Annotated in this window: 17 protein-coding genes and 1 pseudogene; 8 read left to right on the plus strand and 10 right to left on the minus strand. The window is 71.8% G+C overall.

The features are described 5' to 3' along the window. The first annotated feature begins 108 nt into the window (after positions 1-108). Complete coding sequence (locus ACL02U_RS19745; protein ID WP_412792173.1) at positions 109-960, plus strand: carbon-nitrogen family hydrolase; 852 nt, start codon at positions 109-111, stop codon at positions 958-960. Between the two features lie 66 nt (positions 961-1026). On the opposite strand, the gene ACL02U_RS19750 is transcribed toward ACL02U_RS19745, so the two are convergent. Continuing rightward, positions 1027-1521 carry an LURP-one-related/scramblase family protein gene (locus tag ACL02U_RS19750; protein ID WP_412792174.1) on the minus strand — a complete coding sequence of 165 codons (495 nt, stop codon included), beginning with the start codon at positions 1519-1521 and terminating at the stop codon, positions 1027-1029. Between the two features lie 317 nt (positions 1522-1838). Here ACL02U_RS19750 and ACL02U_RS19755 point away from each other — a divergent pair, with 317 nt between their 5' ends. Beyond that, positions 1839-2645: a class I SAM-dependent methyltransferase gene (locus ACL02U_RS19755; RefSeq protein WP_412792175.1), complete on the plus strand. Its 807-nt coding sequence runs from the start codon at positions 1839-1841 to the stop codon at positions 2643-2645. A 322-nt stretch (positions 2646-2967) separates the two neighbouring features. Here the strand turns inward: ACL02U_RS19755 and ACL02U_RS19760 are convergent, their stop codons facing one another. The 4 genes from ACL02U_RS19760 to ACL02U_RS19775 form a co-directional block, all read right to left on the minus strand. After that, positions 2968-3201, minus strand: coding sequence for a DUF6458 family protein (locus tag ACL02U_RS19760; protein ID WP_412792176.1), 234 nt, complete (start codon positions 3199-3201; stop codon positions 2968-2970). Between the two features lie 406 nt (positions 3202-3607). Next, entirely contained in the window at positions 3608-4078 is a 471-nt protein-coding gene (locus tag ACL02U_RS19765) for an N-acetyltransferase family protein (RefSeq protein ID WP_412792177.1), read from the minus strand. Between the two features lie 135 nt (positions 4079-4213). Continuing rightward, the gene (locus tag ACL02U_RS19770) at positions 4214-5551 is read right to left on the minus strand and encodes a M18 family aminopeptidase (RefSeq protein WP_412792178.1); all 1338 of its coding nucleotides are present in this window, start codon (positions 5549-5551) and stop codon (positions 4214-4216) included. Positions 5552-5649: 98 nt separating this feature from the next. Continuing rightward, positions 5650-7476, minus strand: coding sequence for an acyl-CoA dehydrogenase (locus ACL02U_RS19775; RefSeq protein WP_412792179.1), 1827 nt, complete (start codon positions 7474-7476; stop codon positions 5650-5652). Positions 7477-7620: 144 nt separating this feature from the next. Here ACL02U_RS19775 and ACL02U_RS19780 point away from each other — a divergent pair, with 144 nt between their 5' ends. Together ACL02U_RS19780 and ACL02U_RS19785 are read left to right on the plus strand one after the other, a co-directional pair. Then, a complete protein-coding gene (locus ACL02U_RS19780; RefSeq protein WP_412792180.1) occupies positions 7621-8094 on the plus strand; it encodes an SseB family protein in 474 nt (157 codons plus the stop codon). A gap of 215 nt (positions 8095-8309) precedes the next feature. Next, a complete protein-coding gene (locus tag ACL02U_RS19785; protein ID WP_412792181.1) occupies positions 8310-9287 on the plus strand; it encodes a pirin family protein in 978 nt (325 codons plus the stop codon). A 42-nt stretch (positions 9288-9329) separates the two neighbouring features. Here ACL02U_RS19785 and ACL02U_RS19790 read toward each other — a convergent pair whose 3' ends face one another. Beyond that, the gene (locus ACL02U_RS19790; RefSeq protein WP_412792182.1) at positions 9330-9860 is read right to left on the minus strand and encodes a DUF3515 family protein; all 531 of its coding nucleotides are present in this window, start codon (positions 9858-9860) and stop codon (positions 9330-9332) included. A gap of 438 nt (positions 9861-10298) precedes the next feature. Here ACL02U_RS19790 and ACL02U_RS19795 point away from each other — a divergent pair, with 438 nt between their 5' ends. Further along, complete coding sequence (locus ACL02U_RS19795) at positions 10299-11423, plus strand: AI-2E family transporter (RefSeq protein WP_412792183.1); 1125 nt, start codon at positions 10299-10301, stop codon at positions 11421-11423. Between the two features lie 105 nt (positions 11424-11528). Here the strand turns inward: ACL02U_RS19795 and ACL02U_RS19800 are convergent, their stop codons facing one another. Beyond that, positions 11529-13739, minus strand: coding sequence for a SpoIIE family protein phosphatase (locus ACL02U_RS19800; protein ID WP_412792184.1), 2211 nt, complete (start codon positions 13737-13739; stop codon positions 11529-11531). A 310-nt stretch (positions 13740-14049) separates the two neighbouring features. On the opposite strand from ACL02U_RS19800, the gene aspS reads away from it, so the two are divergent. Continuing rightward, the gene (gene aspS / locus ACL02U_RS19805; RefSeq protein WP_412792185.1) at positions 14050-15813 is read left to right on the plus strand and encodes an aspartate--tRNA ligase; all 1764 of its coding nucleotides are present in this window, start codon (positions 14050-14052) and stop codon (positions 15811-15813) included. A gap of 116 nt (positions 15814-15929) precedes the next feature. Here aspS and ACL02U_RS19810 read toward each other — a convergent pair. The 3 genes and pseudogenes from ACL02U_RS19810 to ACL02U_RS19820 form a co-directional block, all read right to left on the minus strand. After that, positions 15930-16438, minus strand: a pseudogene (locus tag ACL02U_RS19810) (Uma2 family endonuclease). Between the two features lie 52 nt (positions 16439-16490). Beyond that, complete coding sequence (locus ACL02U_RS19815; protein ID WP_412792186.1) at positions 16491-17360, minus strand: helix-turn-helix domain-containing protein; 870 nt, start codon at positions 17358-17360, stop codon at positions 16491-16493. 149 nt (positions 17361-17509) lie between these two features. Further along, a complete protein-coding gene (locus ACL02U_RS19820; protein WP_412792187.1) occupies positions 17510-18055 on the minus strand; it encodes an ATP-binding protein in 546 nt (181 codons plus the stop codon). Positions 18056-18210: 155 nt separating this feature from the next. On the opposite strand from ACL02U_RS19820, the gene ACL02U_RS19825 reads away from it, so the two are divergent. Both ACL02U_RS19825 and ACL02U_RS19830 read left to right on the plus strand, forming a co-directional pair. Then, the gene (locus ACL02U_RS19825) at positions 18211-19086 is read left to right on the plus strand and encodes a helix-turn-helix domain-containing protein (protein WP_412792188.1); all 876 of its coding nucleotides are present in this window, start codon (positions 18211-18213) and stop codon (positions 19084-19086) included. Beyond that, the gene (locus ACL02U_RS19830; protein WP_412792189.1) at positions 19083-19295 is read left to right on the plus strand and encodes a DUF397 domain-containing protein; all 213 of its coding nucleotides are present in this window, start codon (positions 19083-19085) and stop codon (positions 19293-19295) included. The genes ACL02U_RS19825 and ACL02U_RS19830 overlap by 4 nt, the downstream gene beginning before the upstream one ends. Positions 19296-19326 lie beyond the last annotated feature (31 nt).

Here is a 19326-nt window from a genome sequence, read left to right on the forward strand (position 1 = left end):
GGCACCCCGGCAGTGCTTTCGTGTGACGATCGTAGGGCGTGGGCGCACAGGTGGGGACGCCCAAGGGTAGGCCTTTGTGTACGGCTCGAACTCCAGGACGGTGGTAGTGTGCGCGCCTCTCTGCTCCAGATCGCCGTAAGCGAGGGCGAAACGGTGGAATCCCGGCGGCAGCGCGCGGCCTCGCTGGTGCGGGAGCAGGCCGGAGCCGCCGACCTGGTCGTTCTGCCCGAGTTGTGGACCACCGGCGCCTTCGCCTACCGGGATTTCGCCACGCAGGCGGAGCCCTTGCAGGGGCCGACCTTCGAGGCGATGGCCAAGGCCGCGAGTGACGCGGGCGTGTGGCTGCACGCCGGGTCGATCCCGGAGCGGGCCGCGTCGGCCGACGGCTCGACCGACGGCTCGACCGGCGGGCCGGCCGCAGGGCCGGGCGATGGGCAGCTCTACAACACCTCCCTCCTCGTCTCTCCCTCCGGTGAGCTGGCGGCCGCCTATCGCAAGATCCACCGTTTCGGCTTCGACAAGGGCGAGGCGGTGCTGATGGGCGCCGGGAGCGAGCTGGTGACGGCCCGTCTGCCGTGGACCACCGCGGGTCTGGCGACCTGCTACGACCTCCGGTTCCCCGAACTCTTCCGCGGCCTCGTCGACGCGGGCGCCGAGACGCTGGTGATTCCGGCGGGCTGGCCGGAGCGCCGCCGCGCGCACTGGACGCTGCTGGCCCGGGCGCGGGCGGTGGAGAACCAGGCGTTCGTGCTCGCCTGTGGAACGGCCGGGACGCACGCGGGGGTTCCCCAGGCCGGTCACTCGATCGTGGTCGATCCGTGGGGCGAGGTGCTGGCCGAGGCCGGACCGGGCGAGCAGGTGCTCACCGTCGACTTCGATCCCGGCAGGGTCGCGGTGACCCGGGAGGAGTTCCCGGCACTGAAGGACCGGGCGCTGGGCCTCCCGCCCCCGCGCCGCTGACCTCCGCCGGGCCCTCGGCAACTGCCCCCGCGGGCCGGCGGGCCGCCCCCGGCCCGGTCGCCGTCGTCAGTCGTCCTCCCGTTCCTTCTCCGCCAGGTGGATCACGCACACCGCCACGGCGATCAGCAGCGCCGGGTCCGCGTCCTCGCGCACCACGTCCACCCCGTAGGTGTCCCGCACGTGCAGCCACCGGCGGGAGACCACGGCGAGGAGTTCGCCGTCGTACTCGACGGCGAACTCCCGGTCGAAGATCTTGCCGCTGACGTCGAGGTCGGTGCCGTCCACCAGGGACACCCGGTAGTGGTTGCGCAGCAGCGACAGCCGCTTGCGGCGGATGGTGGCCAGCGGCTCGTCGTCCCGCTCGATCACCATCGTGTCCCGCAGGGAGAGCATCTTCTCGTGGATGTCGACGAGCACCCGCCCCTGCCTGTCCTTCAGCTCGAAGGTGTCCCGCAGCCGCATCGCCTTGCCGTCGACGAGGAACACCTTCTCGCCGCGGTCGTCCTCGATCCAGTAGTCCTCGCCGAAGCCGAGCAGCCGCTCGCGTACCAGGAATCTCATGCCGGAAGACCTTCCCCGGCGGGCGCTCCGCAACGCCGCCGCTGGGCCGACGGGCTGATAGGTCGGTGGCGCCGCTGACCCGTCGGATGCCGGTCGGCCCGGTCTGCGGGGCCGGCCGTCACAGCCTGCTCTCGGGCCGAGGCCGGATCCGGAGAGCGCGGCTGAGGCCGCGGTGGGGGTGCAGCGAGGCGCGCAGTCCGGACAGGGCCCGGTGCCGTGTCGGAGAACGCGTGCCCTGCCGCCGTGCCGGGTGGGTCGGGCTCCGGGGTGCGTGGCGGCGCGGCACGGAAGAGGTTTCCCGACGCGGCGCTACCGTCATGAGGGTGACAGGGAGCGATGCCGACCGGCGGTGGCCCGAATCCATGTCGGCGGCCTATGAGCAGTACCTCGTGCCGGTGGTCTTCCGGCCCTTCGCCGAGGACCTGACCACCCGGGCGGCTGCACTCCGTCCGCGGCGAATCCTCGAACTCGCCGGGGGAACGGGCGTGTTGACGGAGAAGCTGCTCGCGGCGGCACCATCGGCGGAGGTGACGGCCACCGACCTGAACGAGGCCATGGTCGCTTTCGGGTCGACCCGGGCCCCGGGCGCGGTGTGGCGGCAGGCCGACGCGCAGCGGCTGCCGTTCCCGGACGGAGGTTTCGACCTGGCCGTCTGCCAGTTCGGCGTGATGTTCTTTCCCGACCGCATCGAGGCCTTCACCGAGGTACGCCGGGTGCTGGCCCCGGGCGGCCGGTTCCTGTTCAGCACCTGGGGCCCGCTCGGGACGCACGCCTTCGAAGCCGCCCTGCAGGCCGGGCTGGAGCGGGCCTTTCCGCTCGATCCGCCACGGTTCCTCCGGGCGGTTCCGCACGGCTGCGCCGACCCCGCCGTCGTGACCGCAGATCTGGCGGCCGCCGGGTTCGCCGTCGAGGACGAGCAGGAACTGACGCTTCAGGGCCGGGCCGAGTCGACCGCCGACCTCGCCACCGGGTACCTCACCGGGACACCGGTGCGCGCTGCGGTTGAGGAGCGCGGCGGCGGGCCGGCCGTCCGGGCCACCGTCATCGAGGAGATGACGGCCCGGCTGGGCCCGGGGCCGGTCACCGCCCCGATGACGGCGTACGTGTTCCGAGCCGCGGTCTGAACGCAGGACGCGCGCGCACAGGACGCGCGCGCACAGGACGCGCGCACAGGACGGGCGCGCAGAGGACGGGCGCGCAGAGGACGGGCGCGCAGAGGACGGGCGCGCAGAGGACGCGCGCGCAGAGGACGGGCGTGAGTCGGTCTCGACGGGGCGCGTCGCACCGACGCCTGGTGCTCGTGTGCAGCGGGGATCAGGCCGCCCTGCTCCTGGCGGCCACCGGGCCGCCGATCGGGGCCGAGGGCGCGGGAACCGAGTATTCCCGCGCCCTCGTACCGTGCCGCGAGCGGAATGCTGATCCTCGGCCGGGAACTCCGCTCGCGCGTCAGATGCCGTACCCGTCGCGGACGTGGTGGTGGTCCTCCTCGACGACGGTCGTCGGCGGCACCACCATGCGGCGGCGCCGGTGGATGCCGCTGAACGTGGCGACGCCGATGAGGCCGACGATCATCAGGATGATGCCGACCAGGTCGAGGTTGACTCCTTCCATGTGCCAGTCGGTCGCGAACGTGAGAATTGCTCCCACGGCCATCAGGACGATGCAGCCGCCGAGGCCCATGAGTGTCGCCTCCCTGTCCGGACGAGGTCCGGTCGATTCCTGTCGGGGTCCGGTCGGGCCCGGTCGTCTCCGGCCGGAGGCCGGACCCCGGGTCGGGCGTCGGGCCGGAGATCGGTCCGGGTCCGGGCGTCCGGTGGACGCCGGGTAGCGGGTCCGGCCGGACGGCCGGCCCGCCGGTCCTGTCTGCCGCATCCGGGTACCCGGCCGCGCATCGTCCATTCCCCGCCGGGGAGTTGACAGACCGTGGACCGCACCCGGGCGCCCAGCCTCCTTGCCCGGCGCCTCTCCCGCCCCTGCCCTCCTGCCCGGCGCCTCTCCCGTCCCCGCAGTCCTGGCCCGGCGCCTCCCGTCCTTGCCCTCCTGCCCGGCGCCTCTCCCGTCCCCGCCGCCTGCTCCGACCGTTCCGTCACAGGCGGCGTGAGAAGACGACCCGGTCCTGTCCGGGTCCGTCGTAGTCGGCCACCGGCTCCGAGCAGGCGAAGCCCATGGCGGTGTGGAAGGCGATGGAGCGCGTGTTCTGCGGCGAGGTGATCGCCCTGACGACCGTGCGGCCGCCTCGGCGCGCGTCGGCGAAGAACCGCTCGTACAGCGACCTGGCGAGCCCGGTGCGCCGCATGTCCGGGGCGACCCCGGTGAAGTGGATGTAGGCCTCGTCCGGGCGGGACGGGGAGAGGAAACCGATGACGAAGCCGGCGAGATCGCCGCTCTCGCTCTCGGCGATCAGGCTGGTGGCGTGGAAGTGGTTCAGGTGGAGCCGGTTGAGCAGACCTGCCACCGGCTTTCCCCACCAGGTGTCGACCACGGCGATGATCGTGTCGTAGTCCTCGGGGCGTGCCGTGCGGGTCGCGATGCTGTTCGTCGCGGGTGAAGGAGCCATGGCGACAGCCTTGCATCGGCTGCTCGGTTCCCGTCCGGCTCCGGTGGTGCCTTCCGGCTCCCGGAAGGCACCACGGGGGCTTCCCGGGGCCGGGTGGCCTCCCGGCCCCGGCCCCGGATCGTGCCCCGGGCCTCCTCAGCCCTCCAGGAACGCGGCCAGCGCGTTCGCCAGCAGGTACGGGTCGTCGGCGCCGCACAGTTCGCGGGCGCTGTGCATCGACAGGATGGCGACGCCGATGTCCACGGTGCGGATGCCGTGGCGGGCCGCGGTGATCGGGCCGATGGTCGTGCCGCAGGGCATGGAGTTGTTCGACACGAACGTCTGGAGCGGCACGTCCGCCTTCTCGCAGGCCGCGGCGAACACGGCCCGGCCGGAACCGTCCGTGGCGTAGCGGTTGTTGACGTTCACCTTGAGGATGGGGCCGCCGTTGGCGCGCGGGTGGTGCGTGGGGTCGTGGCGCTCGGCGTAGTTGGGGTGCACGGCGTGGCCGGTGTCGGAGGAGAGGCAGACGCTGCCGGCGAGGGCGCGTGCCCGGTCCTCCAGGGAGCCGCCGCGGGCGAACACCGAGCGTTCCAGGACCGAGCCGAGCAGCGGTCCGTCGGCGCCGGTGTCGCTCTGCGAGCCGTTCTCCTCGTGGTCGAAGGCGGCCAGGACCGGGATGCAGGGCAGGTCGCGGCCGGCCGCGGCGGCCAGCGCGGCGGTGCCGGCGTGCACCGACAGCAGGTTGTCCATGCGCGGGCCGGCCAGCAGGTCCCGGTCCCGGCCCAGGTAGGCGGGCGGCTCCACGGAGTGCACCATCAGGTCCCAGCCGGCGACCTCGCCTGCGGTCAGGCCGGACTCCTGCTCCAGGAAGGCGATGAGGTCGCCGTCGCGTACGTCGTCGCCGAGGCCCCACACGGGTTGCAGGTGGCGCTGCTTGTCGAGCTTGAGGCCGTCCGTGGAGACCGAGCGGTCCAGGTGGATGGCGAGTTGCGGGACGCGCAGCAGCGGCCGGTCGACGTCGACCAGGCGGGTGGTCCCGTCGCGCAGGGTGAGGCGGCCGGCCAGGCCCAGGTCGCGGTCGAGCCAGGAGTTCAGCAGGGGTCCGCCGTAGACCTCGACCGCCACCTGTCGCCAGCCGTGCGCGCCGGTGTCGGGCCGCGGCTTGACCCGCAGGTTCGGGGAGTCGGTGTGGGCGCCGACGATGCGGAAGGGGGTGTGCGGCGCGGCGCCCTCGGGGACGTACCAGGCGATCAGCGCGCCGCCGCGCAGGACGTACTTGCCGCCGCTCGAGGCGTCCCAGGCGTCCGTCTCGTCGACCTGGGTGAAGCCCGCCTTCTCCAGCCGTTCGGCGGCGGTGGCCACGGCGTGGTACGGCGAGGGGCTCGCCGAGAGGAAGGCCATGAGGTCGTCGGTGTGACCCCGGTGGAAGGGTTGGGTGCGCGAAGCGCCCCGCGTAGGGGTGGCGGGGGACGGGCGGGAGGGTTCGCTCATGGGTTCACCTTAACGACGGACGAGGGCCCGCTTCCCGTTGCGGAAAGCGGGCCCTCGTGAGGACGGTGCCGAGGGCGGTTACGGCTGTCCCTTGCGTCCTAGAACGCGTCCTCGTCCAGGTCCATCAGGTCCAGTTCGACGCCCTCGGCGACCTTGCGGGCCAGGGTGACGCCGGGCAGGACGTTGGCCGCGAAGAACTTCGCCGCGGCGATCTTGCCGGTGTAGAAGGCCTTGTCCTTCGCCGTCGCCGTCGGGAGCTTCTCGGCGGCGACCGCGGCGCCCCTGAGCAGCAGGTAGCCGACGATCACGTCGCCGGAGGCCATCAGCAGGCGGGTGGTGTTGAGGCCGACCTTGTAGATGTTCCTGACGTCCTGCTCGGTGGCCGCGAGGTCGGTCAGCATCAGGCCGACGACGGCCTCCAGCTCGACGGCCGCCTTGGCCAGGTGCTCGCGGGCCGCGGCCAGGTCCTCGCCGCCCTCGCCCAGCGCGAGGAACTTCTTGATGTCCTCGGCGAGGGAGTTCAGCGCGGCGCCCTGGTTGCGGACGATCTTCCGGAAGAAGAAGTCCTGGCCCTGGATGGCGGTGGTGCCCTCGTACAGGGTGTCGATCTTGGAGTCCCGGATGTACTGCTCGATCGGGTACTCCTGGAGGAAGCCGGAGCCGCCGAAGGTCTGGAGCGACTGGGCGAGCTGCTCGTAGCCCTTCTCGGAGCCGTAGCCCTTGACGATCGGCAGGAGCAGGTCGTTGAGGGCGTGCTCGGTGGAGGTGTCCTCGCCGGCCGCCTCCTTGACCGCGATGCCGTCCTGGACGGACGCCGTGTAGAGGACGAGCGCGCGCATGCCCTCCGCGTACGCCTTCTGCGTCATGAGCGAGCGGCGCACGTCGGGGTGGTGGGTGATGGTGACCTTGGGAGCGGACTTGTCCATGAAGTTCGCCAGGTCGGGGCCCTGGACGCGCTCCTTGGCGTACTCCAGGGCGTTGAGGTAGCCCGTGGAGAGGGTGGAGATCGCCTTCGTGCCGACCATCATGCGGGCGAACTCGATGATGCGGAACATCTGGCGGATGCCGTCGTGCTTGTCGCCGATCAGCCAGCCCTTGGCGGGGTGCTGGTCGCCGAAGGTCATCTCGCAGGTGTTGGAGGCCTTGAGGCCCATCTTGTGCTCGACGTTGGTGGCGTAGGCGCCGTTGCGCTCGCCGAGCTCGCCGGTCTCGAAGTCGAACTCGTACTTCGGGACGAGGAAGAGGGACAGGCCCTTGGTGCCGGGGCCGGCGCCCTCGGGGCGGGCGAGGACGTAGTGGAGGATGTTCTCCGCCATGTCGTGCTCACCGGAGGTGATGAAGCGCTTCACGCCCTCGATGTGCCAGGAGCCGTCCTCCTGCCGGACCGCCTTGGTGCGGCCGGCGCCCACGTCCGAGCCGGCGTCCGGCTCGGTGAGGACCATGGTGGAGCCCCACTGCTTCTCGACGGCGATCTTCGCTATGTGCTTCTGGACCTCGTTGCCCTCCTCGTGGAGGATGCCCGCGAAGGCCGGGCCGGAGGAGTACATCCACACGGCCGGGTTGGCGCCCAGGACCAGTTCCGCGTACGACCAGATCAGCGACGGCGGCGCGGTGGTGCCGCCGATCGACTCGGGCAGGCCCAGCCGCCAGTACTCGGAGTCCATGAAGGCCTGGTAGCTCTTCTTGAAGGACTCGGGCACCGGGGCGGTGTTGGTCTTCGGGTCGAAGACCGGCGGGTTGCGGTCGGCGTCGGTGAAGGAGTCCGCCAGCTCGTTCTCCGCGAGGCGGGTCAGCTCCTCGAGGATGCTCTTGGCGGTGTCGGTGTCCATCTCCTCGAACGGGCCGGTGCCGTACAGCTTGTCGCGGCCCAGGACCTCGAAGAGGTTGAACTCGATGTCGCGGAGATTCGGCTTGTAGTGCCCCATGACGACGGCTCCGTAGGAAGAGATCGGCGAGGCACTGTCTCCTCGCGCTAGTTCACGTACCAACAAGTGACTCCGATGATGCTACCCGCCGGTAATAAGAAGCAACCCCGAGCCGCCCATCTGTGACTCGTTACTCTTTGGGGCATGTACGGATACGGCCAGCCCATGGACGGCGGCGGCGCCCAGCAGCAGTACGCCGCGCCCCAGCAGCCCATGTCCGGCGGGTACGGGCAGCAGCAGCCGCTGTACCCCGAGCCCTCCCCGCCCTCGCTCGCGGACGCCGTGCGCGCCTTCACCACGGGGCAGATGACCTCGGAGGACTTCCAGCAGATCTTCGCCACCTCGAAGGTCTACTGCCCGCGCGGCGACACCCCCGGCTTCCTCGCCCTGCACAACACCCAGCAGCCGGTGATCCCCATGTTCACCTCGCTGAAGCAGCTGCGCCGGTACGCGGGCAAGGAGTCCAAGTACTTCGTGATCACCGGCGCGGAGGTGATCGACCTGCTGCCGACCGGGTACGGGTTCGTCCTGGACATGGAGGGCGAGCACCGGATGGTGTTCGACGCGAAGGCGGTGGAGGAGATGGTCGACTTCGCGATGCGCCGGATGTACGGCTGAGTGCCGCGCCCGCGCCACGGGTCCGCGGTCCGGTCGAGGCCGGTCCGGAGCCGGTGGGCCGGTCGGGAGCGGTGGGTCGGTCGGGAGTCGGTGGGCCGGTCGGGAACGGTGGGCCGGTCTGGAGCCCGGAGGGAATGCCCTCCGGGCTCTTTCTGTTGTGGGTGGCAGGAAGTTCAACGCTCAACTAAAGTGGGCGTACCAAGGAGGTACCGACCATGCCTGCAGTGACCGTCGAGAACCCGCTGGCGCTTCCCCGCGTGACCGCTCCCGCCGATGCCGTCGCGCGTCCGGTGCTCGCGGTCACCACCGCGCCGAGCGGATTCGAGGGCGAGGGATTCCCGGTGCGCCGGGCGTTCGCCGGGATCAACTACCGCCACCTCGACCCGTTCATCATGATGGACCAGATGGGTGAGGTGGACTACGCGCCGGGCGAGCCGAAGGGCACCCCCTGGCACCCCCACCGCGGCTTCGAGACCGTCACCTACATCATCGACGGGATCTTCGACCACCAGGACTCCAACGGCGGCGGCGGCACCATCACCGACGGCGACACCCAGTGGATGACCGCCGGTGCGGGCCTGCTGCACATCGAGGCCCCGCCGGAGCACCTGGTGATGTCCGGCGGCCTCTTCCACGGGCTGCAGCTGTGGGTGAACCTGCCGGCCAGGGACAAGATGATGGCCCCCCGCTACCAGGACATCCGCGGCGGCCAGGTCCAGCTGCTCGCCTCCGCCGACGGCGGCGCGCTGCTCCGCGTCATCGCCGGTGAGCTGGACGGCCACCAGGGCCCCGGCATCACGCACACCCCGATCACGATGGTGCACGCCACGCTGGCACCGGGCGCGGAGATCACGCTGCCCTGGCGGGAGGACTTCAACGGCCTGGCCTACGTGCTGGCGGGCCGCGGCAGCGCGGGTGCCGAGCGCCGGCCGGTCCAGCTGGGGCAGACGGCCGTGTTCGGTGCCGGGTCCTCGCTCACCGTCCGCGCGGACGGTGAGCAGGACTCGCACACGCCGGAGCTGGAGGTCGTCCTGCTCGGCGGACAGCCGATCCGGGAGCCGATGGCGCACTACGGCCCGTTCGTGATGAACACCCGCGAGGAGCTGATGCAGGCCTTCGAGGACTTCCAGAAGGGCCGTCTGGGCACCGTGCCCGCGGTGCACGGGATGACCGAGGAGGGTCCGCAGGCCTGACCGGGTGCCGACCGGCACCGTCGCCGTCCGGGCCTCGGCCGCCTACAGGGTGTCGCCGAGGCCCAGGCACTTGGAGTGCTGCGGGATCCAGTCGACGGAGTCCGCGAGCGAGGCCAGGATGCCGCCGACGTTCTCCCGCGGCCCGGAGTAGTCGACCTCGACCGCGGGGGAGCGACCGTAGGTGCGCAGGACGCTCACCCCCTTCTCCTGCAGGGTCTTCTCGTCCAGCACCCAGTCCACGTCGTCGGCGGAGAGGCAGAGGTTGCCCGTCGGGCCCGGCTCGTTCACCCCGCAGCGCAGCACGAGCCGTCCGCCGCCCCAGGAGACGACGCCCCTGCCGATGGTCCAGTCGCGGGAGGCGGAGCGCACCGAGCCGGGAGCCCGGTCCACCACCTTCGCGCACCGGGGGTCGGCGGCGTGCGGGGCGGCGGCGACCCGGTGGTCGTTCACCACCAGCACCGCGGCGACGGCCAGCGCGAGCACGGCGGCGAGGACGACGATCAGCCGACGCGGCCTGCGGACGCCGCGCACCGCGCGGCGCAGACGGTCCGCGACGTTCGTCCTGCTCTCCATGACCACCGATGACCCTGAGGGGCGCGCGCCCCTGCCGGGTCGCCGCGCTGACTGCTGGCTGCCGCCTCCATCATGGCCCACGCGCCCCGGACCGCCGTCCGCACCCCCGGCGCCGACCTGCGTGCCCCGTCCCGCGGCCCGGGCGCCGTGCCCATGCCCGCCCGTTCCCATGCCGTCCGTGCCCATGTCCGTTCCCGGGCCCGGGGACGGGCCCGTCCCCATGCCGTCCGTGCCCGTCCCCCGTTCCCGTGTCCCCCGTGCCCGTGTCCCCCGTGCCCGTCCCCGGGCACGGGCCTTCGGCCGGTGTCCTCCTGCCCGGTCACCGGGCGTGTCTCCGGCCGCTCTCCGCTGCCCCGCCGGCGGGGGCTTCACCCTGACGGACCGATGCGGCCGTCCCCGGCGCGGCACCGGTCCGCGGTCCGTGATCGGCTGGGGAGGGTGCAGGCCTCCCCGCCCCCGCTGCTGCCCCGGCCGGTCCGCCGTCTCGGCGCCTGGTGCGCCGTGCTGCTGCTCGTCGCGGGTGTCGTCTGGGTGGGCGTCCGGCTGTGTGCGGAGTTCCGTACGGCCGTCACCCCGGTACTCCTCGCACTGCTCGGCACCGCGCTGCTCGGCCCCTTCCACCGGACGCTGGTCAGGGCCCGGCTGCCCCGGTCTCTGGCCGCCGGCCTGACCTGCGTCGCCGTGCTCGCCGTGGTCGGCGGTGCGGTCTACATCGTGGTGGCCGCGCTGGTCGAGACCGGGGACCAGATCCTCGCCTCGCTCAAGAGCGCGGCGAAGAGTGTCGCGGACCACTTCGGGGCGGCCGGAACCTCGCTGGACGACCTCGCCTCCAACGGCCGCGACCTGCTGTCCCGGTTCGGGGGCACGGCCGCCTCCAACGTGATCAGCGGGGTGAGCGTCGTCGGCCAGGCCGTCGCCATGGGCGTGCTCGCGCTGCTGCTGGTCTTCTTCTTCCTGCGCGACTCCGACAAGGCCGCCGACACCCTGCGCTCCCTCGCCCCGGGCGGCACCGCGGACACCGTGGAGGCCATGGCGCGGCGCGCCTTCCAGGCCGTCGAGGGCTTCATGCGGGGCACCACGCTCATCGCGCTCATCGACGCCGTGTGCATCACCGCGGGGCTGCTGGTGCTGCGCGTGCCCGGCGCCGTCGGGCTCGGCGCGCTGGTCTTCGTCGGGGCGTACATCCCCTACCTCGGCGCCTTCCTCTCCGGGACGATCTCGGTGCTGGTCGCGCTCGCGGACCGCGGCTTCGCCATCGCGCTGTGGGCGCTCGGTGTGGTGCTCGCCGTGCAGGTGCTGGAGGGGCACGTGCTCCAGCCGGCGATCCAGAGCAGGACGGTGCAGATGCATCCGGCGGTGGTGATGCTCGCGATCACCGCCGGGGCGTCGGTCGCCGGCATTCTCGGCATGCTGCTCGCCGTGCCGCTCACCGCGGCCGCCTTCGGGATCGTCCAGGAGCTGCGGGACGGCCGGGGCGGGCAGCAGCCCCCGGAGAGCACCGGCGGCGGAGAGAGCGGAGAGAACGGCGGCGGCGGACCGGAGGCCCCGGAGCCGGGAGCCTAGGTGCCGGGGGCCGGAGGACGTCCGAGGGCGACCGGCGACTGCGGGCTCCCACGGAGTGCCGTCGCTGCCGCTGCAGCTTCCGTGCGTCGGCCGACCCGGGTCCGCTCAGAACGCGTCCGCCGGGTCCATGTCCGCGACCGCCCCCTCCGGGTCCGCTGCCCGTGCGTCCTGCGGGCTCGCCGGTTCGGCGGCGGACGGTTCCCGCAGTTCGAACCAGATGCTCTTGCCCTCGCCGCGCGGGGCCACCCCCCAGGAGTCCGCCAGCAGTTCGATCAGTACCAGGCCCCGCCCGGAGGAGGCCAGCTCGCCAGGTCGGCGTTTGTGGGGCAGGTCGTCGCCCGCGTCGCCGACCTCCACGCGCATCATGCGGGCACCGGGGTCGCCGACGATCTCGGCGACGAGCAGCGCGTCGGAGTCGGTGTGCACCAGGACGTTGGTGAGCATCTCGGAGACCAGCAGCTCCGCCGAGTCCACCTGGTCCGGGCAGGGCCAGTCGTGCAGCAGCGCGCGCAGGTGCCGCCGGCCCACGGAGACGCACTCCGGCTCGGTCTGCGCCACCGTGAGCATGGTCCGCCGCACCGGGGGCCGTGCGGCGGCGGGCGTTCCGCAGCCGCACACCTCGCCGTCCCGGCACAGCAGGAGCAGCGCTATGTCGTCCTCGCGGCGGTCGGCCAGTGGGCCGGTGGTGTGGTGCGAGGAGGGCCCGTGCACGGCCTGGACCAGCGCGTCGGCCAGGGTCTCCATGTCGCCCTCGTGGCTCTCCATGATCTTGCGGATGCGGTGCCAGCCGGAGTCCAGGTCGTGGCCGCCGGTCTCGACCAGGCCGTCGGTGCACAGCAGCAGCGCCTCGCCCGGTTCCAGGGCGAGCCGGCTGGTCGGGTAGTCGCAGTCCGGGTCGATGCCGAGGGGGAGCCCGCCGGCCGTGCTGCGCACCAGCACCGTGCCGTCGGGCATCCGCACCGCCGGGTCCAGATGACCCGCCCGGGAGGTCTCCACTGTGCCGGTCGCCGGGTCGACCTCGATGTAGAGGCAGGTGGCGAAGCGCGGATCAGTGCCGGCGGCGCCGTCCGGCCCCTCGTCGGCGTGCGTGATGCCGTAGAAGAAGCGGGAGGCGCGGGAGAGCACCGCGTCCGGCCGGTGCCCTTCGGCGGCGTAGGCGCGCAGCGCGATGCGGAGCTGGCCCATCAGACTCGCCGCGCGCACATCGTGCCCCTGCACATCCCCGATGACCAGCGCGAACTTTCCGCCGGGCAGAGGGATCACGTCGTACCAGTCACCGCCGACCTGGAGTCCGCCGCCGGTGGGGACGTAGCGGGCGGCGATGCTCATACCGGGGATGCCGGGGCCGAGCAGGGGCAGCATCGAGCGTTGCAGCCCGTCGGTGAGCTCCCGCTCGGACTCGGCGGTTCCGGCCCGCGACAGGGCCTGCGCCAGCATCCGGGCCACGGTGGTGAGCACGCTGCGCTCGTCGGGGGTGAAGGCGACCGGGTAGGTGAACGCGGCCATCCAGGCGCCCATGGTGCGTCCGGCCACGGTCAGCGGCAGGAACGCCCAGGAGCGGCGGTTGAACCGCTGGGCGAGCGGCCAGGTCACCGGGTAGCGCAGGCGGTACTCCTCCGGCGAGGAGAGGTACACCGCGCGGCCGGTGCGCACCACCTCGGCGGCCGGGTAGTCGGTGGCCAGGGCCATCGCGGCGAAGGGGCCCTCGTCGCCGGACTGCTGCCCGTGGTGGCCGATGATCGTCAACCGGTCGCCCTCCGCGCCGAACACGGCCAGTCCGTCGGGTGAGAAGCCCGGCATGGACAGTCCGGCCGCGACCCGCAGCACTTCGGCGGTGGACCGGGCCTCGGCCAGTGCGCGGCCCGCGTCGAGCAGGAAGGCCTCCCGCGAGCGCCGCCAGTCGCCGGTGACCGCCCTGCGTCCGGCCGGGGTGCCCGGCAGCGGCTCGGTGACCTCCTGGAGGGTGCCGATCAGCTCGTAGGCCCTCCGCTGCGGGTCGAACGACGGCTTCGACCGGCTGCGGACGACGCGGACGACCCGGCCCCGTGCGTCCATGATCCGGATGCGTACCTCGGCCAGGGTGTCCTCGGCGACCGCGAGCTGCACGACCCCGGTGATCTCGTTCCAGTCGACGGGGTGGAGCCGGGACCGCACCTGCGCCTCGGTGAGGGTGGCCGGTTCGGTGGGCAGCCCGAGCAGACGTGCGGCCTCCGCGTCCACGGAGACCTCTCCTGTTGCCGTGTCCCAGCGCCACAGTCCGGTCGCGAGGGAGGCGAGGACCTCGCCCACGGTGGGGAGGGGCTCACCAGTGCGCATTGCCCCACTGTAAGAAGATGCGATCGAACGCTGCCACCGCTGACCCGGCGAGGAGCCCGGACCGCGGCGGCCTCCGCCCTCGCCGGGCCTCGCGAGCGGCCCCGTCCCCCGGCGCACCCCTTGCGAACCCGTGCGGCCGCGTGCAGCCCCGCGTGCAGCCCCGTGTGAGGCCCCGTGTGCGGCCCCGTGTGCGGCCCCGCGGAGGACCCGTTATAAGGGCGGGCGGCGATCTCGGGGCGGCCGGTACCCTGGGGTCGTCCGGGAAACGGTCCCCGGAAATTCCCGATCCGCGAAGGCTGGATGAACGACGATGCATCGGTACAGGTCCCACACCTGCGGCGAGCTCCGCGCCTCTGACGTCGGCAGCGACGTCCGGCTGAGCGGCTGGCTGCACAATCGGCGCGACCTGGGCGGCATCCTGTTCATCGATCTGCGTGATCACTACGGGATCACGCAGCTCGTGGCGCGCCCCGGAACCGAGGCCTACGAGACCCTGGACCGGCTCTCCAAGGAGACCGTGGTCCGCGTCGACGGCCGCGTTGTTTCACGTGGAACCGAGAACGTGAACCCGAACCTGCCCACCGGTGAGATCGAGGTCGAGGTCTCCACCGTCGAGGTGCTCGGCGAGGCCGGCCCGCTGCCGTTCACGATCAACACCGAGGACGGCGTCAACGAGGAGCTGCGGCTGGAGTACCGCTTCCTCGACCTGCGCCGCGAGCGCATGCACCGCAACATCATGCTGCGCACCCAGGTGATCTCCGCGATCCGGCAGAAGATGTCGGGGCTGGGCTTCAACGAGCTGGCCACGCCGATCCTGACCGCGACCTCCCCCGAGGGCGCCCGTGACTTCGTCGTGCCCTCCCGTCTGCACCCGGGCCGCTTCTACGCCCTGCCGCAGGCCCCGCAGCAGTTCAAGCAGCTGCTGATGATCTCCGGGTTCGACCGCTACTTCCAGATCGCGCCCTGCTTCCGTGACGAGGACGCCCGCGCCGACCGCTCGCCCGGCGAGTTCTACCAGCTCGACGTCGAGATGAGCTTCGTCGAGCAGGAGGACGTCTTCCAGCCGGTCGAGAAGCTGATGACCGAGCTGTTCGAGGAGTTCGGCAACGGCCGCCACGTCACCTCGCCGTTCCCGCGGATCCCGTTCCGCGAGGCGATGATGAAGTACGGCTCCGACAAGCCGGACCTGCGCGCCCAGCTCGAGCTCGTCGACATCACGGACGTCTTCGAGGGCTCGGAGTTCAAGGCGTTCGCCGGCAAGCACGTGCGCGCGCTGCCGGTCCCGGCGGTCCAGGACCAGCCCCGCAAGTTCTTCGACCAGCTCGGCGAGTACGCGGTCGAGCAGGGCGCGAAGGGCCTGGCCTGGGTGCGGGTCGGCGAGGGCGGTGCGCTCAGCGGCCCGATCGCCAAGTTCCTCACCGAGGAGAACGTCAAGGTCCTCACCGAGCGCCTGGGCCTGGAGCCCGGACACGCGGTGTTCTTCGGCGCGGGCGAGTTCGCCGAGGTCTCGAAGATCATGGGCGCGGTGCGGGTGGAGACCGCCAAGCGGGCCGGCCACTTCGAGGAGGACGTCTTCCGCTTCTGCTGGATCGTCGACTTCCCGATGTTCGAGAAGGACGAGGACACCGGAAAGATCGACTTCTCGCACAACCCGTTCTCCATGCCGCAGGGCGGTATGGACGCCCTGGAGAACCAGGACCCGCTCGACATCCTGGCCTGGCAGTACGACATCGTCTGCAACGGCGTCGAGCTGTCCTCCGGCGCGATCCGGAACCACGAGCCGGAGATCATGCTGAAGGCGTTCGAGATCGCGGGCTACGACCGCGAGGTCACCGAGCGCGAGTTCGCCGGCATGCTGCGCGCCTTCCGCTTCGGCGCCCCGCCGCACGGCGGCATCGCACCGGGCGTCGACCGCATCGTCATGCTGCTGGCCGACGAGCCCAACATCCGCGAGACCATCTCCTTCCCGCTCAACGGCAACGCCCAGGACCTGATGATGGGCGCGCCGACGGAGCTGGAGGAGTCCAGGCTGAAGGAGCTGCACCTCTCGGTGCACAAGCCGCAGCCCAAGTAGGTCGGGCGCCGTTTCAGGAGGCTCGGAGCCGTGACGGTTCCGAGCCTCTCGGCGTCGGCCGCCACCTGTTCCACTCGTCCGGCGGTGTGCGCACGTGGGGGCCCTGTCGCCGTCCCTCAGCGTTGCTCGCTGCCCTCGCTCCGGTAGAGCGGCAGATTGCGGGTCGAGACGGTCCAGTCGGCGATGGTGACGTCCTCGCCGTAGACGAAGTCCTTGCGGGTGGCGTAGCGGGGGCCGTCGTGGGTGGTGTGGATTTCGGTGAGGACGGCGCCCTCGCCCGTACGCGGGTCGAAGATCACGTAGATGGGGACGCCCATGAGGGGGTGGTCGCGCATCTTCGTGACCCAGTCGTTCTGCGGCGCATGATGCCCTCGGGCTCGTCCTCCACATCGGGTGTGCCGGTGTGGGCCGGCAACTCGTCCGGCATCAGCCTTTCCAGACGGCGGCTGATGTGTGCGGCCGTGACCTCGTGAGGCCCTCCCCGCGACATCGTGTCGTGGACGATCCCTTCCTTGGTGATCTCGAACGTCCCGGGCAGCGTGGCGTCCATGGACTGAACGAAGTCCCGCATGGCCTGGTACAGGTGGGAGGCGCCCTGCTGCGGGTTGTCCGGGGCGATGCTCATGGCGCTCGCTCCTCGTCGTCCGTGCCGAGGGGCAAGGATCGTCACGTTCATGCTAGGCGGCCCCCGGGAGACCGGTTCGGCAGTCGCGGCAGCGACCTGGTTCAGGCGCGCGGAAGGCGTGGTCGCAGCCCTCGCAGTTCTGGAGGGGGTGGCGTGGTTCGGGGGCCGGTGAGGCCGGGGCCCGGAACGGCGGCGGAGGCGGTAGCTGGGCGGTGAGGCGGTGCGCGAGGAGGGCGGCCGGGCGGACCAGGGGCTCGTTCGGCAGGTTCGAGGTCAGCGCGTGGCGTACGGCGGTGGGGGTGAGGTCGCGTTCCAGCCAGGCGGCGACGCCCGGGGCGAGGTGCTCGGCGTCGGTGGCGGAGAGGAGGAGGCGCGGGTCGTGGCGGCGGAGGCCGGCGAGGACGTCGACCGCCTTCTGGAGGAGTGCGGGGGCGGGAAACGCGGGCCGGGGTACGGCGGGGAGGCGCTTGCGTGGCGCGGGCTTGTCGGGGGGCGTGCGCCGGGTGGCGGACCTGGGGGTGGCCGTCTCCCGGGCGGCGCGGTGGCCGGGCCGGTTGCAGGAGACCGTGCGGGTGACGATCCGGCCGGTGTCCGTGCGTTCGCGGCTGCGGCGCAGGTAGCCGTGGGTTTCCAGCTCCCGCAGGGCGGCGGCGATGCGGGTGGGGCCCTCGGGGAAGCGGGCGGCGAGGGTCTTGATGTCCACGGCGGTGCCCGGCCGCACCGACTGGATGTAGCAGCCCAGTCCGATGGCGAGCAGGGACAGCTCCGGGTGCTGGGCCAGGTCGTTGCCGATCACCGTGAAGTTCTCGGTGTGGCGGACGTGGTCGTGGACGACGCCGGCGGTCCGCTGCCCGTCGGGGTGGTTTTTCCCCGCGATACGGGACTGGGCGCGCGAGGGCGCGCTAGGGTTTTGGGTGTCCATCGGGAAGCGTCCTCTTCCTCGGTGGTCAGGCCCTCGCACTGGGATGCCAGTCCCGGCGAGGGCCGTCGCATGTCTGGGGTTGTCCGTGTGCTGCTGGCGCTGAGCGTACGGCAGCAAACCGGGCCGAAAGCCAGCCCAATTGGGCATATTCACTCGCGGGAGTGAGTTTGCCCGGCGGGAGGGAGGGGTGGGGCTTGGCTGGGTTCTTTCTCCCCGGTGAGTAGTTCATAGGGAGCGCAGGTCCGGCCGGAGCGCAGGCCGTCGGGTGCCGGTGTTTGCGGGGCGGCGAAGGTGAGTTCGGCCCGGACCGTCTTGCGGGGCGGCAGGCCCGGGATCACACCCCAGCGGGCGGCCGGGGCGGACACGAGGGTGAGACCACGGCCGGATTCCTCGGTCGGTGCCGCGGGGCGGCGGTGCGGGAACCGGTCACGGCGGGTGTCCGTGACCCCGATGCGGAGAGTCGTGCCGGCCACGTGGAGCAGCAGCCGGAAGCTCCGGCCGGGGACGCGGCCGTGAGCTGCGGCGTTGCCGGCCGGTTGGGCCACGATGAGCTGCGTCGGGTCCAACGGGAAGCCCCACACCGGCAGTTGTGCGGTGGCGAGCGGGCGGGCGAGGCGGGCGCCTCGGGGCGTGGGGTACAGCAGGGCGCTGAAGTTGGGGATGTGGCCGTCGGGTTGGGGGAGTTTCCGGTTCACGTCACTCAGCGTGGCCGGATGTGCCTACCGTGAGAGTGACGTGCTGGTTGCGGACGGTCACTGTCCGGTCGTTGTCCGGTGGTGTCCGGGCTTGTCGGGGCGGCGCGTACGGGTAGGGCGTGGCTGGTACGAGGCGGTACGACGGAGGGGCGCGCATGTCGGTGGACGGCGAGGTTCGGCAGCTCAGGACCGAGGCTGACGAGCCGGGGTGGGAGGTGGACCCGGACGACGAGTGGGGTGTCGCGGTCGTGGCGACCGTGGGGCGGCAGTTGAAGCTCCGGCGGGAGGCCGTGGGCATGCGGGCCGGCGACTTCGGCAAGGCGGTGGGGTACGGCGAGGACCTCGTCTACAAGATCGAGAGCGGGAAGCGGATTCCTCGGCCGGAGTATCTGGACAGGGCGGACGAGGTGTTGGGGGCGGGTGGACTGCTCGCCGCGATGAAGGAGGACGTGGCGAAGGTCCGGTACCCGAAGAAGGTGCGGGACCTGGCACAGATGGAGGCGCGGGCGGTCGAGATCGCGGTGTACGTGTGCCATAGCATCAGCGGGTTGTTGCAGACACCTGAGCACGCCAGGGCAGCTTTCGAGTCACGGCAACCTCCGTACTCGGAGGAGGAGGTCGAGCGGATGGTCGCCGCACGCATGGCTCGGCAGTCGATCTACGATCGGGACCCTGCACCCGCCCTCAGCTTCGTCTTGGAAGAGGCGCCGCTCCGGAGGCCGCTCGGAGGCACAATGGTGTGGCAGCAGCAGCTCGAACGTCTGTTGGAGGTGGGGCGTTTGCGTAACGTCTCGCTCCAGGTGATGCCGACACACCGGGAGACTCATCCGGGCCTGGACGGCAAGATCGAGTTGCTGAAGTTCGAGGACGGAACGGCCGTGGGGCGCTCCGATGGTGCGTTCAGTGGACGGCCGATCTCCGACCCAAGGCACCTCCGCATCCTTGAGTTGCGGTATGGCACCATCCGGGCGCAGGCCCTCCCGCCGGGGGAGTCGCTGGCCTTCATCGAGCAACTGCTGGGAGAAACATGATCCGCAAGGCCTCCGCCGGGGACGCCTCCGAACTGGCTTGGTTCAAGAGCAGCTACAGCGACGGCAACGAAGGTGACTCCTGCGTCGAGGTCGCCAACACCCCCCGCGCCATCCACGTCCGCGACTCCAAGTACAGCGACACCGGCCCCCGCCTTGCCCTCGCGCCGGAGGCATGGGCGGACTTCGTGGCGTACGCGACCGGAGACTGATCCCTCGACTGACGTGCCCCGCTCCTGCATC

The organism is Streptomyces sp. MS06, assembly GCF_047200655.1.
In the GTDB taxonomy this organism is placed as follows: domain Bacteria; phylum Actinomycetota; class Actinomycetes; order Streptomycetales; family Streptomycetaceae; genus Streptomyces.

Excerpts from the sequence above, each read along its gene's own strand:
- aspS (WP_412792185.1), top strand. The coding sequence starts at position 14,050 with ATGCATCGGTACAGGTCCCACACCTGCGGCGAGCTCCGCGCCTCTGAC.
- ACL02U_RS19800 (WP_412792184.1), bottom strand. The coding sequence starts at position 13,739 with ATGCGCACTGGTGAGCCCCTCCCCACCGTGGGCGAGGTCCTCGCCTCC.
- ACL02U_RS19785 (WP_412792181.1), top strand. The coding sequence starts at position 8,310 with ATGCCTGCAGTGACCGTCGAGAACCCGCTGGCGCTTCCCCGCGTGACC.
- ACL02U_RS19765 (WP_412792177.1), bottom strand. The coding sequence starts at position 4,078 with ATGGCTCCTTCACCCGCGACGAACAGCATCGCGACCCGCACGGCACGC.
- ACL02U_RS19780 (WP_412792180.1), top strand. The coding sequence starts at position 7,621 with ATGTACGGATACGGCCAGCCCATGGACGGCGGCGGCGCCCAGCAGCAG.
- ACL02U_RS19755 (WP_412792175.1), top strand. The coding sequence starts at position 1,839 with ATGAGGGTGACAGGGAGCGATGCCGACCGGCGGTGGCCCGAATCCATG.
- ACL02U_RS19815 (WP_412792186.1), bottom strand. The coding sequence starts at position 17,360 with ATGGACACCCAAAACCCTAGCGCGCCCTCGCGCGCCCAGTCCCGTATC.
- ACL02U_RS19760 (WP_412792176.1), bottom strand. The coding sequence starts at position 3,201 with ATGGGCCTCGGCGGCTGCATCGTCCTGATGGCCGTGGGAGCAATTCTC.
- ACL02U_RS19830 (WP_412792189.1), top strand. The coding sequence starts at position 19,083 with ATGATCCGCAAGGCCTCCGCCGGGGACGCCTCCGAACTGGCTTGGTTC.
- ACL02U_RS19790 (WP_412792182.1), bottom strand. The coding sequence starts at position 9,860 with ATGGAGAGCAGGACGAACGTCGCGGACCGTCTGCGCCGCGCGGTGCGC.
- ACL02U_RS19770 (WP_412792178.1), bottom strand. The coding sequence starts at position 5,551 with ATGAGCGAACCCTCCCGCCCGTCCCCCGCCACCCCTACGCGGGGCGCT.
- ACL02U_RS19750 (WP_412792174.1), bottom strand. The coding sequence starts at position 1,521 with ATGAGATTCCTGGTACGCGAGCGGCTGCTCGGCTTCGGCGAGGACTAC.
- ACL02U_RS19825 (WP_412792188.1), top strand. The coding sequence starts at position 18,211 with ATGTCGGTGGACGGCGAGGTTCGGCAGCTCAGGACCGAGGCTGACGAG.
- ACL02U_RS19775 (WP_412792179.1), bottom strand. The coding sequence starts at position 7,476 with ATGGGGCACTACAAGCCGAATCTCCGCGACATCGAGTTCAACCTCTTC.